This is a genomic window from Desulfurispirillum alkaliphilum (assembly GCF_055378285.1).
Genome location: NZ_AP042405.1, coordinates 1891749 through 1905475 on the forward strand (window position 1 = coordinate 1891749; position 13727 = coordinate 1905475).

Here is a 13727-nt window from a genome sequence, read left to right on the forward strand (position 1 = left end):
TTAAGACTAACTTATACGATAAATGCGAAAGACGCCAGCTTCGAGGTGTCGTTGCCATGAAAAAGTATGCTGTCTGCAATTTCCCATTGGATTTTCAGGAGGAGCGTGGTAGTATTCTGCGTTTTGTAAAAACTCAGGGAATCATAACAGTTATCTTATTGCGGAGGATATACATCATGGCCAGAAGGTGTGAGATCTGCGGCAAGCAGCCTCAAGTAAACAACAATGTCAGCCACGCCAACAACAAAACCAAAAAGCGCTCACTGCCCAACCTGAAGTCACAGGAACTGACAGTGAACGGCTTGACCAAAAGGGTGAAGATCTGCACCTCCTGCATTCGCACCCTGAATAAGGTCAGCTGACGCACGCATCTCATGGACGCAAAAAGGCCGCGGTTTCTGCCGCGGCCTTTTTGCGTTGGTCAACGGGAAGTACCCAGAGCGCTCGCCTGTTCTGGAGATCCGGCAGCAGGCTGCTCAAAGAGCCCCATCTTTGCGTTGCCTGACCCCTGCCTCCCTGCAGTGCTGCCGGACCACTCACTTCCTGTGAGTGTCCCGTTCGGGTCTTGCCAGCCAGGCGTCGCACTCACCGGACGGGCTCAGGGGGGAACGGTCTGCTTTTGTCTTTCCCGTCATTCCAGCATGGCATAAGGGTTGGTGCCGACAACCTGCCGTTATTTGGTCTCGCTAAAGTGCCAACAAAAAAAGGGGCTGCGGAAAATTCCGCAGCCCCTTTTCATATCAATCGGGTTACTTCAGGGTCGCCAGCGCCTTGTCGTAGTCGGGTTCCTGGGTGATCTCAGGAACCTGCTCGGTGTAGAGAACCTTGCCGTCAGCGCCAACCACGACGACTGCGCGGGAGAGCAGTCCGGCCAGTGGACCACTGGTCATGCGCACTCCATAGGCTTCACCAAAAGAAAAATCACGCATTTCGGAGAGGGTCACCACATTTTCCAGTCCTTCCGCGCCGCAGAAGCGGTTCAGGGCGAAGGGGAGGTCACGGGAGATGCACAGGACCAGGGTGTTTTCCAGGGAGGAGGCTTCCTGGTTGAAGCGGCGTACCGATGCGGCACACACCCCGGTGTCGACACTGGGGAAGATATTCAGAACCAGGCGCTTGCCAGCAAAGCTCTTCAGGCTGGCGTCACTGAGGTCCTTTTGCGTCAGGCAGAAGTCAGGGGCTATGCTGCCTGCAGCGGGCAGATTCCCTTTGGTTTCAACGGCGTTACCTTTAAGTGCGATCTGGGCCATAACAGAACCTCCATTGAGAGTTATTCGCAAAATAAGCGGGAGCTTACAATGACGCGAGCGATTTGGCAACCATTTCAGTAGTCAATCCGAAATGTTTTTCCAGATCCTTGGCTGGCGCGCTTTCACCAAAGGTGTCAACGCCGATGGCCACACCCTGCAGGCCGATATACTTATACCAGCCGGAGGTGGAAGCGGCCTCGATTGAAGCGCGGCGCGCCACAGAGGGGGGCAGTACTTCGTCACGATAGGAGGCGGGCTGTTCATCGAACAGTTCACAGCAAGGCATATTGACCACGCGCACCCCACAGCCTTTGCTGTTCTCCAGTTCAGCAGCCACATCCAGGGCCAGCTTCACTTCCGAGCCAGTGGCGATCAGAATAATTCCCAGAGTGCCGTTCTCGCGGCGCAGGATATACCCGCCACGGGCGAAATCGCCCCCGCTGCCGTAGTAGGTGGTCGTTACAGGTTCCAGATCCTGGCGGGTCAGGCACAGGGCCGTGGGCCGCTGGGACTGCAGGGCAAACTGGAAGGCCCTGGCGGTCTCACCGCCATCGGCGGGGCGCAGTACCAGCAGGTTGGGGATCAGGCGCAGCGAGGGGATATGCTCCACGGGCTGGTGGGTTGGGCCGTCTTCACCCAGATAGATGGAGTCGTGGGTGTAGATAAACATGGTACCGATCTGCTGCAGGGCGGCGAGGCGGATGGCGGCCCGCTGGTAGTCGGCAAAGCTCAGGAAGGTGGCGCCAAAGGACTTGATGCCGAAGAGCTGCATGCCATTGGTGATGGCCCCCATGGGGAATTCACGCACGCCAAAGGGAATGCTGCGGCCACGGTGATTCTCCCGGGTATAGTCGCCCACCTTGTCCAGAAAGCCGGTGGTGTTGTTGCTGGGCTCAAGGTCGGCGGAGCCGCCGGCGAAGGCGACAAAGCTGTCGGCAGCGGCTTCCAGCAGCTTGCCGAAGGCCTTGCGGGTGGCCATTTTCTGATTGAGGTCGGGGAAGTTGATGGCGGGTACCACGCCACGGGCGAACTGATCGAAGAGGCTGGCGAACTGCGCGTTGCCGGACGCCTGCTGCACTTCCTGTTCCCAGGACTTACGGCCCTGGCGCAGTGCGTCGAAGCGGCGACGGAAAAACTCCAGCGCTTCGGTGGGCAGGAAGAAGGCCTGATCGGCCGGAATGCTCAGCTTCTCCTTGGTGGCGGCAATTTCCTCATGGGGCAGGGGCGAACCGTGGGTCTCTTCGGAGCCCTCCATGGTGGCGCAACCACGGGCCATGATGGTATGGCCGATGATAATGGTGGGGCGACCGCTGTTTGACTTGGCCTGGCGGATAGCCTGGTCGACAGCCACCTGGTCGTTGCCGTCAATCTCCAGGACATTCCACTGGAAGGCGCGGAACATCTGGGCGATATCGGTGCTGTCATTGCGGGACACTTCGCCGGAGATCTGGATCTTGTTGAAGTCGTAGAAGACGATCAGCCGATCAAGACCGTAGTGGCCGGCCAGCTGGCAGGAGCCCAGGGCCACTGGTTCCTGGATGTCGCCGTCACCACAGATGACGTAGGTGTAGTTATTGACGACCTTTTCCCCCAGATAGGCGGCAGCGATATTAGAGGCCAGAGCCATGCCCACCGCCATGGAAATTCCCTGTCCCAGGGGGCCGGTGGTGGCTTCGACGCCGGGGGTCAGGTGGGATTCGGGGTGGCCGGGAGTCTTGCTGCCCAGCTGGCGGAAGCGCTTGAGCTCGTCCATGTCCAGGTAACCCTGCAGGTGCAGCAGACTGTACAGCAGCATGGACTCATGGCCGGCAGAGAGAACGAAGCGGTCGCGATTATACCAGCGGCAGTCGTCGGGATCGTAATTCAGGTGTTTCTGAAAGAGGGTGTAAGCAAAGTCCACCGAGGAAAAAGCACCACCCGTATGGCCCGAATTGGCATTGCGCACGCCATCCATTATCAGGCCCTTGATGTAATTGGTGAGTTGTTGCTCTTTCTGGGGTTCGCTCAGGGAAGAAAAATCTGCCGCGCTCATGGAATCTCCTGTATAGTGGGAATAACGGGGAATTACCCAGCAGACTTCTAAAGTCTGTGCAGAAAAGCCACTGGGAATGATGGCGGCACTATACATGAAGCGCAGACAGAATTAAACCCGCCGATGCACTTTCCGCAAAGAATTCCCCATATTCCGTTCGGCGTTTTTTTGAAAAAAAGCTCGGCAAAAGCGCCCTCAATGGGTATCATGTCGCCTACACAGTCTATAAAGGTGAAAAACGAATTTCATGGAACACACGTCCGACAACCCTGAGAATCAGCAGCTCTCCGAAGCCCAGCAAGACGCCTTACGACAATACTCAGATCTGGAAGTCCTGACATACCAGGGGAAGACGCTCTTTCTGCTGGGAACCGCCCATGTCTCGCAGCAGAGTGTTGATACGGTGCGCGCCGTCATTGCCGCCATCAAGCCGGATACCGTGGCCGTGGAGCTCTGCCCCTCCCGCTATCGCGCCCTCTTTGAAGAAGATCACTGGCAGAATATGAATATCTTCCAGGTGCTGCGGGAGGGCAAAGCCACTGTCCTGCTGGCAAACCTCATCCTCTCGTCCTTCCAGAAACGCATGGGAGCCCAGCTGGGCGTGAAACCCGGCCAGGAGATGGTTGAGGCCATTCGCAGTGCCCAGGATAACGATGCCCGGTATATTCTGGCTGACCGCGAAGTGCAGCTGACCCTCAAGCGCGCTTGGGGCAGCGCGGGCATCTGGGGTCGCATGAAGCTCATCAGCACCCTCATTGCCAGCCTCTTTGCCCAGGAGGAACTGACCGAGCGGGATCTGGAAAAGATGCGCAATCAGGATATGCTCAGCGAGATGCTGGAAGAGTTTGCCCGTCACTTCCCCCGCCTGAAAACCACCCTCATCGATGAACGGGACCAGTATCTTGCCAAAAAAGTGGTTGAAGCTCCCGGGAGTGTCATACTGGCGGTTGTGGGCGCCGGCCATCGCCAGGGCATGCGTCGACTCATCGAAAGCCAGCAGGTGGAGGAACTCTCATTAAGTCAGCTGAACACCGTTCCGAAACCATCGCCGGTGTGGAAGTCCATCAAGTACCTGATTCCCGCCATTGTCATCGGCATCATCGCCTATGGTTTTTTTTCTTCATCGGCTGAAGTCTCCTGGACCATGATTCAGTTGTGGGTATTGGCGAATGGCGTCCTGGCTGCTCTGTTTGTCAGCTTTGCCCTGCCCCACCCCATAACCATACTGACCGCTTTTGTGGCTGCTCCCCTCACCAGCCTCAACCCCACCATAGCCGCCGGCTGGGTGGCGGGCCTCATGGAAGCCTGGCTGCGCAAGCCCAAGGTCTCGGACCTGATGAACCTCTCCCAGGATGCCATCTCCCTGAAGGGGTTCTGGAAGAATCGCATAACCAAGATCCTGCTGGTGGTGGTGTTCGCCAACGTGGGCAGCAGCATCGGCACCTTTGTGGGCATACCGCTGATCGCCAGCCTGCTGCGCTGAACAGGAGCCGCGCCCTGGCGCAGACAAAAATGATTTTTTTCAGGAGAAGAGAATATGCAAGGACCCATGAACCTTACCCGCTTTATCTACGAAACCCAGAAGGCCTTTCCCACCGCCACCGGTGATTTCTCCGCCATCCTCAACCAGATTGCCCTGGCGGCCAAAATCGTGTCTTTGGAAGTCAACCGCGCCGGTATCATGGAAGATGTCCTGGGCTATCAGGGAGAAGTCAACGCCTCCGGTGACGCCCAGAAGAAGCTCGACGTCATCGCTGACAACGTCTTTTTCAATGCCCTGGAACATATCGAAAAATTCTGCATCATGGGCTCCGAGGAGAATGAACAACCGGTCAAGCTGCCCGCCCAATACAAAAAAGGCCGCTACGCCATCCTCTTTGACCCCCTGGATGGCTCCAGCAATATCGACTTCAACGTCAGTATCGGCACCATCTTCTCCGTCTACCGTCGCGTGACCCCCGAAGGTGGCGATGGAACCCTGCAGGATCTGCTGCAGCCCGGCTACAAACAGGTTGCCGCCGGATACGTGCTCTACGGCTCCAGCACCATGATGACCTTTACCACCGGCCAGGGCGTCAACATGTTCACCCTGGACCCCCAGATCGGTGAATTTATCCTGACCCACCCCGATATCCGCATTCCCGACACCACAAGATACTATTCCATTAACGAAGGCAACTCCGCAAACTGGGACGAGAAACTGGCCGCCTATGTGGACAGCCTGAAAACCACGGACAATATCTATGGCAAAGTACTGTCGGGTCGCTATATCGGCTCCATGGTGGCCGACGTGCACCGCACCCTGCTGGGTGGTGGATTCTTCGCCTACCCCTCCGACCGCATCAACACCAGCGGCAAACTGCGCCTCATGTACGAAGCCAATCCCATGGCCATGATCATCGAACAGGCCGGCGGGCGGGCCATCTACGGCGAAGGCGACATTCTGGGCATCATCCCCCGCGACCTGCACCAGAAAATCCCCGTCTACCTGGGGTCGAAACGGGACATCGACGCCCTGCAGAAAGCCGTGTTCGGGAAATAGCCTTGGCCCTCATACTCGCCATTGAAACCTCCTGCGACGACACCTCCGCCGCCGTGGTGGACACCAGCTACCAGGTGCTCTCCAACGTGGTCAGCTCCCAGGAGAAGACCCACAGTATCTATGGCGGCGTGGTACCGGAAATTGCCTCGCGCCTGCACTACGAAGCCATTGACACCATTGTCGCGCGGGCGCTGGAGCAATCCCATATCGCCCTCGACAGCATCGACGCCATCGCCTGCACCCGCTGCCCCGGCCTGCTGGGCAGCCTGCTGGTGGGCGTCAACTTTGCCAAAGGGCTGGCCTGGCAGTCCGGCAAACCCCTCATCGATATCCACCATATCGAAGGCCACCTGCTGGCCCCCCTGCTGGAGCATCCCCTGGAGTTCCCCTTTGTGTGCTGCGTCATGAGCGGCGGCCACACCAGCATCTACCGCGCAGACGGCTTCGGCGACTACCACCTGCTGGCCCGCACCATTGACGACGCCGCCGGTGAAGCCTTTGACAAAGTCTCCAAGATGATGGGCTTCGCTTACCCCGGTGGCCCCGTCATCGACAAACTGGCCCAGCAGGGCGAACCCACCATCAGGTTCACTATCCCCCGCATCAAAAATAACCCCGTGGACTTCTCCTTCAGCGGCATGAAAACCGCCGTGCTGAATCATATCCAGCAGAATCCCGACTATGAGCCCGCTAACGTGGCCGCATCGTTCCAGCACACCATTGCCCGCTATATCGTCGAACGGGTTATGGAGCTGTGCCAGCGCGAAGGCATCAATCGCCTCGCCTTCTCCGGCGGCGTCAGCGTCAATTCCACCATCCGCGCACTGGCCCGTGAGCAAGGGGAAAAGCACCATATCCATACTTTCTTCCCCTCTCCTCGCTACTGCACCGACAATGCCGCCATGATCGGAGCAGCCGCCGTGTATCGCTATGCCAGGAGCGATTTTACCCCGCTGGATGAGATGAAGCCCCTGGCGAATTCGGTGTTGTGACAGGCGGCTGAGAAACGCCGCAGATGGTAGCCGCCTGTCCTTTTGCCAACTGCCTGCAGGAGAAACTTATGGAACACACCACTTCCATCAACACCATCGCGCGCCACATCAGCGAGTCCCGGCGCATACTCTTTATCACTGGCGCGGGCATTTCCGCCGACTCTGGCCTGCCTACCTATCGCGGCCAGGGGGGCATGTATAATGACAACCTCACCGAGGATGGCATTCCCGTGGAGCAGGCTCTGGCAGCCAAAATGCTGAAGATCGATCCGTCAGTGAGCTGGAAGTATCTCATGCGCATTGAGGAGAGCTGTCGCCACGCCACCTTCAACCGGGCCCATGAGGTCATCGCGCTGCTGGAGCAGCACAAGCCGGACACCTGGGTGCTGACCCAGAATATTGATGGCTTCCACCGCCAGGCGGGCAGCCACAATCTGGTGGAAATTCATGGTCGCTACACTGATCTGCGCTGCATGGACTGTGACTTCAAGCAGAGCGTGGAAAACTACGCTCACTTCACCGACTTCCCGCCCCGCTGTCCCCAGTGCCACGAGGGCATTCTGCGTCCCGGTGTGGTACTCTATGGCGAGACCCTGCCCATGGGCGACATTGTCACCATCCAGCACCAGCTGCGCCTGGGCTTTGATATGGTCATCACCATCGGCACCAGCAACCAGTTCCCCTATATCACCGAACCGGTTTTGCAGGTGAAAAGGCGCGGAGGCGTCACGGTGGAAATTAACCCCCAGCCGACAGTGCTTTCCGATGTGGTGGATCACTTCCTGCCCCTGGGAGCGGCTGAGGCCATGGAGCGCATCTGGCGCGCGGTGGAACCGACTCTTGGAGGGTGAAGCGCTGGTGTCACCGGAAGAGGGTTGAGGCTGACAGCTCCGCAGCATCTTTCCGGCGAAGTGGCAGTCGCAGGTGAAAGCAGGCGCCATGTCCACTGTTGCAGGCACTGATGGTGCCGCCCATCTGCTCAATGATCGTGCGGCTCAGGGAGAGTCCGATGCCGGTCCCGTCATGTTCCTTGGTGGTCACATAGGGCTGAAAGAGGGCATCGGGAAGGAGATGGCGGGGAATGCCACCGGCGTTATCGCGCAGGGTGATCAGCGCATGCTGCTCACCTGAGTTGATACTCACGGTGATCCGACGTCTGGCAGGAATTCCCCTTTCCAGGAATGCCTGGCGGGCATTGTTGAGGATATTCAGAATAACCTGCTGGAAGTGGTTGCGCACTCCGGCAACGTGAAACGGCTGGCTGGGCTCCAGTAATACATCTACATCATCGTAGCGCAGCTGCTCACGCATAAGTGCTATGACTGCGGTGATACTTTCCCCGACTTCAAAATATTCGCTTTGGGCCTGCGGCCTGAAAAAATCACGAAAGTCGTCGAGGGTTCTGTTCATGAATTCTACGTGTTTCAGGATATCGGCGACAGTGCTTTCAATGCTTCTGCCATCCCAGCTGACGCGCTCTGCGTCCCTGGGCAGGCACTGCGCGAGAATCGCCAGATTATTCAGGGGCTGTTTCCACTGATGGGCAACAGCGCCCATCATGCTGCCGATCTGTGCCATTTTGCTTTGCTGGAGAACTCCTTGCTGCTGTTCCCACGGAACGCTGTCATGGAGGGTTTTCACTATGGCAATCGCGATGGATTGTCCATCCATGCGGATGCGTCGTATGCGAACAGCTCCCCGGAAGCTGTTGCCGTCGGCACGTCGCAATTCGGCTTCGAAATCGCGTGTGGCGCATGGGCACTCAGTGATATCTACATGGAAACGCGCCGAGTAGTGCGGATGGCACAAGTCAAGAGGACTGAGGGACAGAAGCTGCTCCTGTGAACTGGCGAAAAGTTCACAGGCCGGACCGTTGATGGCGACAAGATTTCCCGGCTTATGGCAGTTTTGGGCAATGTAGGCAAAGGACGCCTCGGGGAGGGCTTCCAGGAGGCCCGCAAGGGCGTGGTTGCGCTCTCGGATACGCTGCTTTCCTTTGCTGAAGAAACGGCCCAGAGCTTGCCATGCATGCTCTGGCAGATACTTGCGCAATCGACTGTTGTTTGTTTCCCCTGATATCATGGGCCAATTCTTTTCTCATTTTCAGACAGAATGCTGCAGGAAAATGCTTTCTTTTGTCTGGTTAAAATTCTGTAACACTCTGGAGTGGTCTATTTTTCTCTCTGATCTGATGCGGTATGGCGCATGGTATTTCACCAAATTTTCGTTTTGTAAAATACAATATATCCTAAAATGGGATATGCCTCAATACCCCCTATAATTTTCTGATGAAAAGAAATACGTGGAACCCCCAGTATCATGTTCTTCGACAGGCCCTGAAACAGATGCGCCTGGATGCCGAGCTTACCCAGGCACAATTAGCTGTGCGGCTGGGCAAGCCCCAGAGCTTTGTGGCCAAATACGAAAATGGCGATCGGAATCTTGACTTTCTGGAGGTGCTGGATGTGTGCCGTGCGTGTCACCGCTCGCCCCAGGATATCCTCAGGTGCCTGGAGCCCCAATCCTCCCCGGCAAACGTCCTGTGCAGAGAATCCTGATTCCTTAGCCCTGAATGTTTCCTGGGTGGCCGGGAAGATCGGGACCAGCGTAGTCAGTTATGGTTCTCACCTGATTGTGTCATTGAGCCCCATCAGCGCGCAGTCTGACGAAAAGTATCAAATTTAAGTTTTGCTTTTCATTGTTTCGGCTTTTATACTTTTCCAGAATCGGTGCCGCGCAGAAGCATGGAGGTGGCAGCCCACGGAATGTTCGCGCTGTGGCACGGCCGTTGTTGCATGATTGGCGTACGGTGGCTTTCTATGCAACTTTTCTTGTAAATCCACCAAACAGGTTCCGGAGATGATGGTGTTTCGGCAAAAATCAATTGTGATCAGGCGCGTCATGCGACTGGTCTTTGTGGTACTGATGTTTTCCGCACTGACACAGCCTTCCACAGCGCAAACCCGTGAAAGCACTGGCCCGGGAATGCTTATCGGGCTGCAGCTGAACATGATTTACGAGCACGAGCCCTTTGGGGGGCGAGATCCCTTGGGTTTTGAGCTCGGCGGGGTCTGGCAGATGCTGTCAAAGATACCTGAGCCGCTTTTCTACGCATCGGTGGAACCCCGCGTGACTTTTTTTTCCAACAGCAGTGATGCTGAAAATTTTGAACGTCAGCGCAACGAGGACGGTGAGCGCATCTGCTGGGACAGGCGAAGGGAGCGTGAGGTTGATGACCGACGCTGCCGTTTTTTCAGCGAGGAAGAGTATTCCGCCATGCTGGAGACGGGCATTTTCCTCAACCACCTGATTGGAGCTCCCGTGGGAGTTGGTGCTGGATATCGCCTGGGGGGCAGCCTTGAAGGGACTTACTATGCCATTACCTATGGCGGCGGGTTTGTGGTTCGAGGGAATAGCGACTATGTGCTCCTGTCTTTCACTATTCCCCTTGCTGGTGGAGCGCGCTGAAATGTACTGTACCAGGCAGGGAGAGGAAAATGCTCAGGCGTAGGGAGATTCTGTGGAAAACGTGAATCTTGATGCACTTCTGGTGGATATTCGCCGCTGCACCCTTTGCGAACCCTATCTGCCCCTTGGTGCCCGTCCGGTGGTGCAGGTCCACCGTGATGCGTCCATTCTGATCGCGGGACAGGCACCGGGTCGCCGGGTCCATGCTTCCGGAATCCCCTTTGATGATGCCAGCGGGGATCGCTTACGTCAGTGGATGGGGGTAGCGCGTGAGATTTTTTACGATGAATGTCGCATAGCCATTGTGCCTATGGGCTTCTGTTATCCCGGCACCGGTCCCCACGGCGATCTGCCACCGCGGCCACAGTGCGCTGCCACCTGGCGCGCGGCTCTGCTGTCTTTGCTGCCTCATATTCAACTTACCCTGGTCATCGGCAAGTATGCCCAGGAGTATCACATGTTGCCCCGGCCGGATTCCGTGACAGCAGCCGTGGCAAACTGGCAGGAGCGGTGGCCGCACCTGATTGCCCTGCCCCACCCCAGCCCGCGCAACCATCGCTGGCTCCGCCAGAATCCCTGGTTTGAAGCGCAATTGCTGCCCCGTCTGCGAGATCGGGTCAGCGTGGTGCTTCAGGGGCGATAGGCGCAGGAGAGGTGTTTGCCACTGCGCAGCATTGCCCCCAGCTCCTCGGCGTCTATGGCTTTGCTGAAGAGAAATCCCTGCATTTCCGTGCACTTATGCTGCTGCATGAAGGCAAGCTGCTCCGGTGTCTCCACCCCTTCCGCCACCACTTTCAGATTCAGGCGACTGCCCAGGGAGATGATCGACATGGCGATGGCAACGTCCTTGTGTCCATGGGGCAGATCCCGCACAAATGACTGATCCACCTTGAGTACGTTGATGGGAAAGCGCTTGAGATAGGTAAGCGAGGAGTAGCCGCGACCGAAGTCGTCAATGGACAGGTGCACCCCCATGGCGGAAATCTGCTCCATGATGCGGATGGCATTCTCCACGTTATCTATGAGGATGTTCTCGGTAATTTCCAGGTTCAGGGATTGCGGCGGTAGAGCGGTTTCGCGGAGAATATCCCCGATCATGGCAGGGAGCTGCTCGTCGTGAAACTGTTTGCCTGAAAGATTGATGGCTACGCTCAGGTGCCCGTGACCCTCGTCATGCCACTTTTTCAGCTGGCGACAGGCGGACTTCAGCACCCAGGCACCAATCTCCAGAATCAGATCGCTGCGCTCAGCTACGGGAATAAACTCAGCTGGTGAAATAAAGCTGCCGTCAGCTTTGCGCCAGCGCAGTAATGCCTCCACCCCGGAAATGGTGCCCGTATTCAGGCAGACCTTGGGCTGGTAGAAAATCTCAAGCTCCTGATTTTGCACGGCACTGGCCAGAGCAGACTTCAGGGCAGCCTGTTCAAGGATCTCACGGCGCATGCGATGGCTATAGTGCAGGTAGCCATTGTCGGCGCATTCTTCCTGCACCTTGTGCATGGCCATTAACGCGTTGCGCATAAGAGCTGAGCCGTTTTCTCCTCCACCAGGGTAGTCGGTGACGCCAACACTGACCGTAGAGCTGAAGCGCCCCTCTCCCAGTCCAACGGGCTGGGAAGCACAGGTAAAGATAATGCGCATGGCCCCCATCACATCCCAGTGGTTCTCCATCACCGGCAGCAGCAGTGCCAGCGTATTGGTGCGAATGCGTCCCATGATCGCCGGAGCGGAAAAATACTTCTGCAGGCGCAGGCTGAAGGACTGCAGGAAGAGATCTCCCATCTCTGTTCCTCCGCGATTGCAGATATCCTTGTAGTTATCCACATGTATACACAGCAGTGAGAAACCCACGCTGCCGAAATTGGCGCGGGGGATGGCCTGGTTGATATGCTGCATGAAGAGAACCTTGTTGGGCAGGCCGGTCAGACCGTCATAAAGCCCCTGATACTCCAGCTGCTGGCGGGTTTTTGTCAGCTCGCTGAGATCATGCATGATTCCCACATAGTGAGTGCCGCCCGTCTCTGCATCGCTGATACGGGCGATGGAAAGCCATACAGGGTATATCTCACCACTTTTGCGGCGGTTCCACACCTCACCATGCCAGGTGCCATATTCCTCTATCGACGACCAGATCTGACGGTAAAATGCTGCGTCATGGCGACCTGACTGCAACATGCGCATGTTGGAGCCGATGACTTCGTGTTGCTGGTATCCGCTGATTTGCGTAAACGCCGGGTTAATTTCCTCGATACGCCCATGGCGATCGGCGATGACAATGGCCTCACCGGTGTTGGCAAAGGCGCTGCCGTAAAGCAGCAGCCGTTTTTCACGCTTGAGGGAAAGGCTGACGTCTATGGCGATGACGCGAATAGCAGCCCGGCCCTTCCACAGCGTCTTGATGGAATAGAGGGTCACATCCTGTTTGCCATCAAGGGCATCAAGACTCAGCAGGCAGTAGAAAGGCTCACCATAGAGCGTACGTTCGATAAGGGGCAGAATCTGGTCCTGGGGCAGCAGGGGGGTCTGGGCGACGGTCAACTGCAGCATCTGCTGACTGCTGTAGCCACAGAACTGGCAGGCTGCCGGGTTGGCACTGAGGATTTGCCCCGTATAGGCGTCAAAGATAATGCTGATAACGTTTACGCTTTTGTCCAGAAGGTGAAAAGACAAGGGTGATTCCCCCTCTTGAGGATTTTCTGAGATACAGAGGCTATCGCACTCACCGGCCACCTTGAGTCACCGTCCATGAGCCAGGCGGCGAACATGGCACGGCAAAAGAGACGCCCTTGCCCGTAATGCCGCCCGGTTTTCAGAATAGTATGAATGGGGGTATCAGGCAAGCAGTATTGACGCAGGATTAAAACATTGTTTTAGTTTTCCCTGGTTTTTTTCCGGAGCCTGCACGTGTGCAGGCGCTCAGAGGTACTGGACCTTGGAGGCTGGCAAGGCGCTGAAGGGCCAGGGTGCGGGAGTTTCAGCGGGGTACCCGATGCCGATGATGCAGGTGACCTTCAGGTTTTCCGGAATACCCGCTGCCGCGCGCGCGAGCTCTTCGGAAGGAACCTTGTCGGCGCCGAAGCGTTCGCGGATCTGCACCCAGGTGCTGCCGAGTCCGATCGACTGTGCCGCCAGCTGAATGCAGATAGCGGCGATGGAGGTATCCTCAATCCAGACATCGCTGATGGATGGGTCAGCGCAGATCACCACCGCCAGAGGGGCACCGGCGAGAAAGGCAGCCCCGTGCTCTTTGGAACGGGAGAGTTTGTCGATAATGGCTTTGTTCTGTACACAGTAGAATTGCCATGGCTGTTTTCCGCGGGAAGAGGGAGCGCGCAGGGCGGCTTCCATAATCAGGTCGATTTTGTCCTTTTCCACGGCTGCAGGGGTGAATTTGCGTATGCTGCGGCGACTGCGCAGAGTTTCCATGAACATAGCGGACTCCT

13 protein-coding genes are annotated in these 13727 nt (G+C 57.0%); 8 read left to right on the forward strand and 5 right to left on the reverse strand.

From position 1 onward, the window contains the following. The first annotated feature begins 176 nt into the window (after positions 1–176). Entirely contained in the window at positions 177–362 is a 186-nt protein-coding gene (gene rpmB / locus ACZ46I_RS08480) for a 50S ribosomal protein L28 (protein WP_013506362.1), read from the forward strand. 387 nt (positions 363–749) lie between these two features. Here rpmB and tpx read toward each other — a convergent pair whose 3' ends face one another. Beyond that, the gene (gene tpx / locus ACZ46I_RS08485) at positions 750–1250 is read right to left on the reverse strand and encodes a thiol peroxidase (protein WP_013506361.1); all 501 of its coding nucleotides are present in this window, start codon (positions 1248–1250) and stop codon (positions 750–752) included. 43 nt (positions 1251–1293) lie between these two features. Then, positions 1294–3282 (reverse strand): transketolase, encoded by a 1989-nt coding sequence (gene tkt / locus ACZ46I_RS08490; RefSeq protein ID WP_464280518.1) that lies wholly within the window; start codon positions 3280–3282, stop codon positions 1294–1296. Positions 3283–3529: 247 nt separating this feature from the next. On the opposite strand from tkt, the gene ACZ46I_RS08495 reads away from it, so the two are divergent. The 4 genes from ACZ46I_RS08495 (at position 3530) to ACZ46I_RS08510 (ending at position 7667) form a co-directional block, all read left to right on the forward strand. After that, on the forward strand, positions 3530–4765 hold the full coding sequence (locus ACZ46I_RS08495; RefSeq protein WP_013506359.1) for a TraB/GumN family protein: 1236 nt from the start codon (positions 3530–3532) through the stop codon (positions 4763–4765). A 54-nt stretch (positions 4766–4819) separates the two neighbouring features. Then, positions 4820–5824, forward strand: a complete 1005-nt coding sequence (gene fbp, locus ACZ46I_RS08500) for a class 1 fructose-bisphosphatase (protein WP_464280519.1) — start codon at positions 4820–4822, stop codon at positions 5822–5824. A 2-nt stretch (positions 5825–5826) separates the two neighbouring features. Further along, positions 5827–6816 carry a tRNA (adenosine(37)-N6)-threonylcarbamoyltransferase complex transferase subunit TsaD gene (gene tsaD / locus ACZ46I_RS08505; RefSeq protein WP_013506357.1) on the forward strand — a complete coding sequence of 330 codons (990 nt, stop codon included), beginning with the start codon at positions 5827–5829 and terminating at the stop codon, positions 6814–6816. 68 nt (positions 6817–6884) lie between these two features. Continuing rightward, the gene (locus ACZ46I_RS08510) at positions 6885–7667 is read left to right on the forward strand and encodes an SIR2 family NAD-dependent protein deacylase (RefSeq protein ID WP_464280520.1); all 783 of its coding nucleotides are present in this window, start codon (positions 6885–6887) and stop codon (positions 7665–7667) included. A gap of 10 nt (positions 7668–7677) precedes the next feature. On the opposite strand, the gene ACZ46I_RS08515 is transcribed toward ACZ46I_RS08510, so the two are convergent. After that, entirely contained in the window at positions 7678–8898 is a 1221-nt protein-coding gene (locus ACZ46I_RS08515; protein ID WP_013506355.1) for a PAS domain-containing sensor histidine kinase, read from the reverse strand. A 206-nt stretch (positions 8899–9104) separates the two neighbouring features. Here ACZ46I_RS08515 and ACZ46I_RS08520 point away from each other — a divergent pair, with 206 nt between their 5' ends. From ACZ46I_RS08520 to ACZ46I_RS08530, 3 genes are all read left to right on the forward strand, one after another. Continuing rightward, positions 9105–9374: a helix-turn-helix transcriptional regulator gene (locus ACZ46I_RS08520; RefSeq protein WP_013506354.1), complete on the forward strand. Its 270-nt coding sequence runs from the start codon at positions 9105–9107 to the stop codon at positions 9372–9374. A 343-nt stretch (positions 9375–9717) separates the two neighbouring features. Next, complete coding sequence (locus ACZ46I_RS08525; protein WP_464280521.1) at positions 9718–10284, forward strand: hypothetical protein; 567 nt, start codon at positions 9718–9720, stop codon at positions 10282–10284. A gap of 52 nt (positions 10285–10336) precedes the next feature. Then, the gene (locus tag ACZ46I_RS08530) at positions 10337–10927 is read left to right on the forward strand and encodes a uracil-DNA glycosylase family protein (RefSeq protein ID WP_464280522.1); all 591 of its coding nucleotides are present in this window, start codon (positions 10337–10339) and stop codon (positions 10925–10927) included. Here the strand turns inward: ACZ46I_RS08530 and ACZ46I_RS08535 are convergent. Beyond that, on the reverse strand, positions 10915–12954 hold the full coding sequence (locus tag ACZ46I_RS08535) for a sensor domain-containing protein (protein ID WP_013506351.1): 2040 nt from the start codon (positions 12952–12954) through the stop codon (positions 10915–10917). The genes ACZ46I_RS08530 and ACZ46I_RS08535 overlap by 13 nt on opposite strands. A gap of 246 nt (positions 12955–13200) precedes the next feature. Then, entirely contained in the window at positions 13201–13716 is a 516-nt protein-coding gene (locus ACZ46I_RS08540; RefSeq protein ID WP_013506350.1) for a nitroreductase family protein, read from the reverse strand. Positions 13717–13727: the final 11 nt, after the last annotated feature.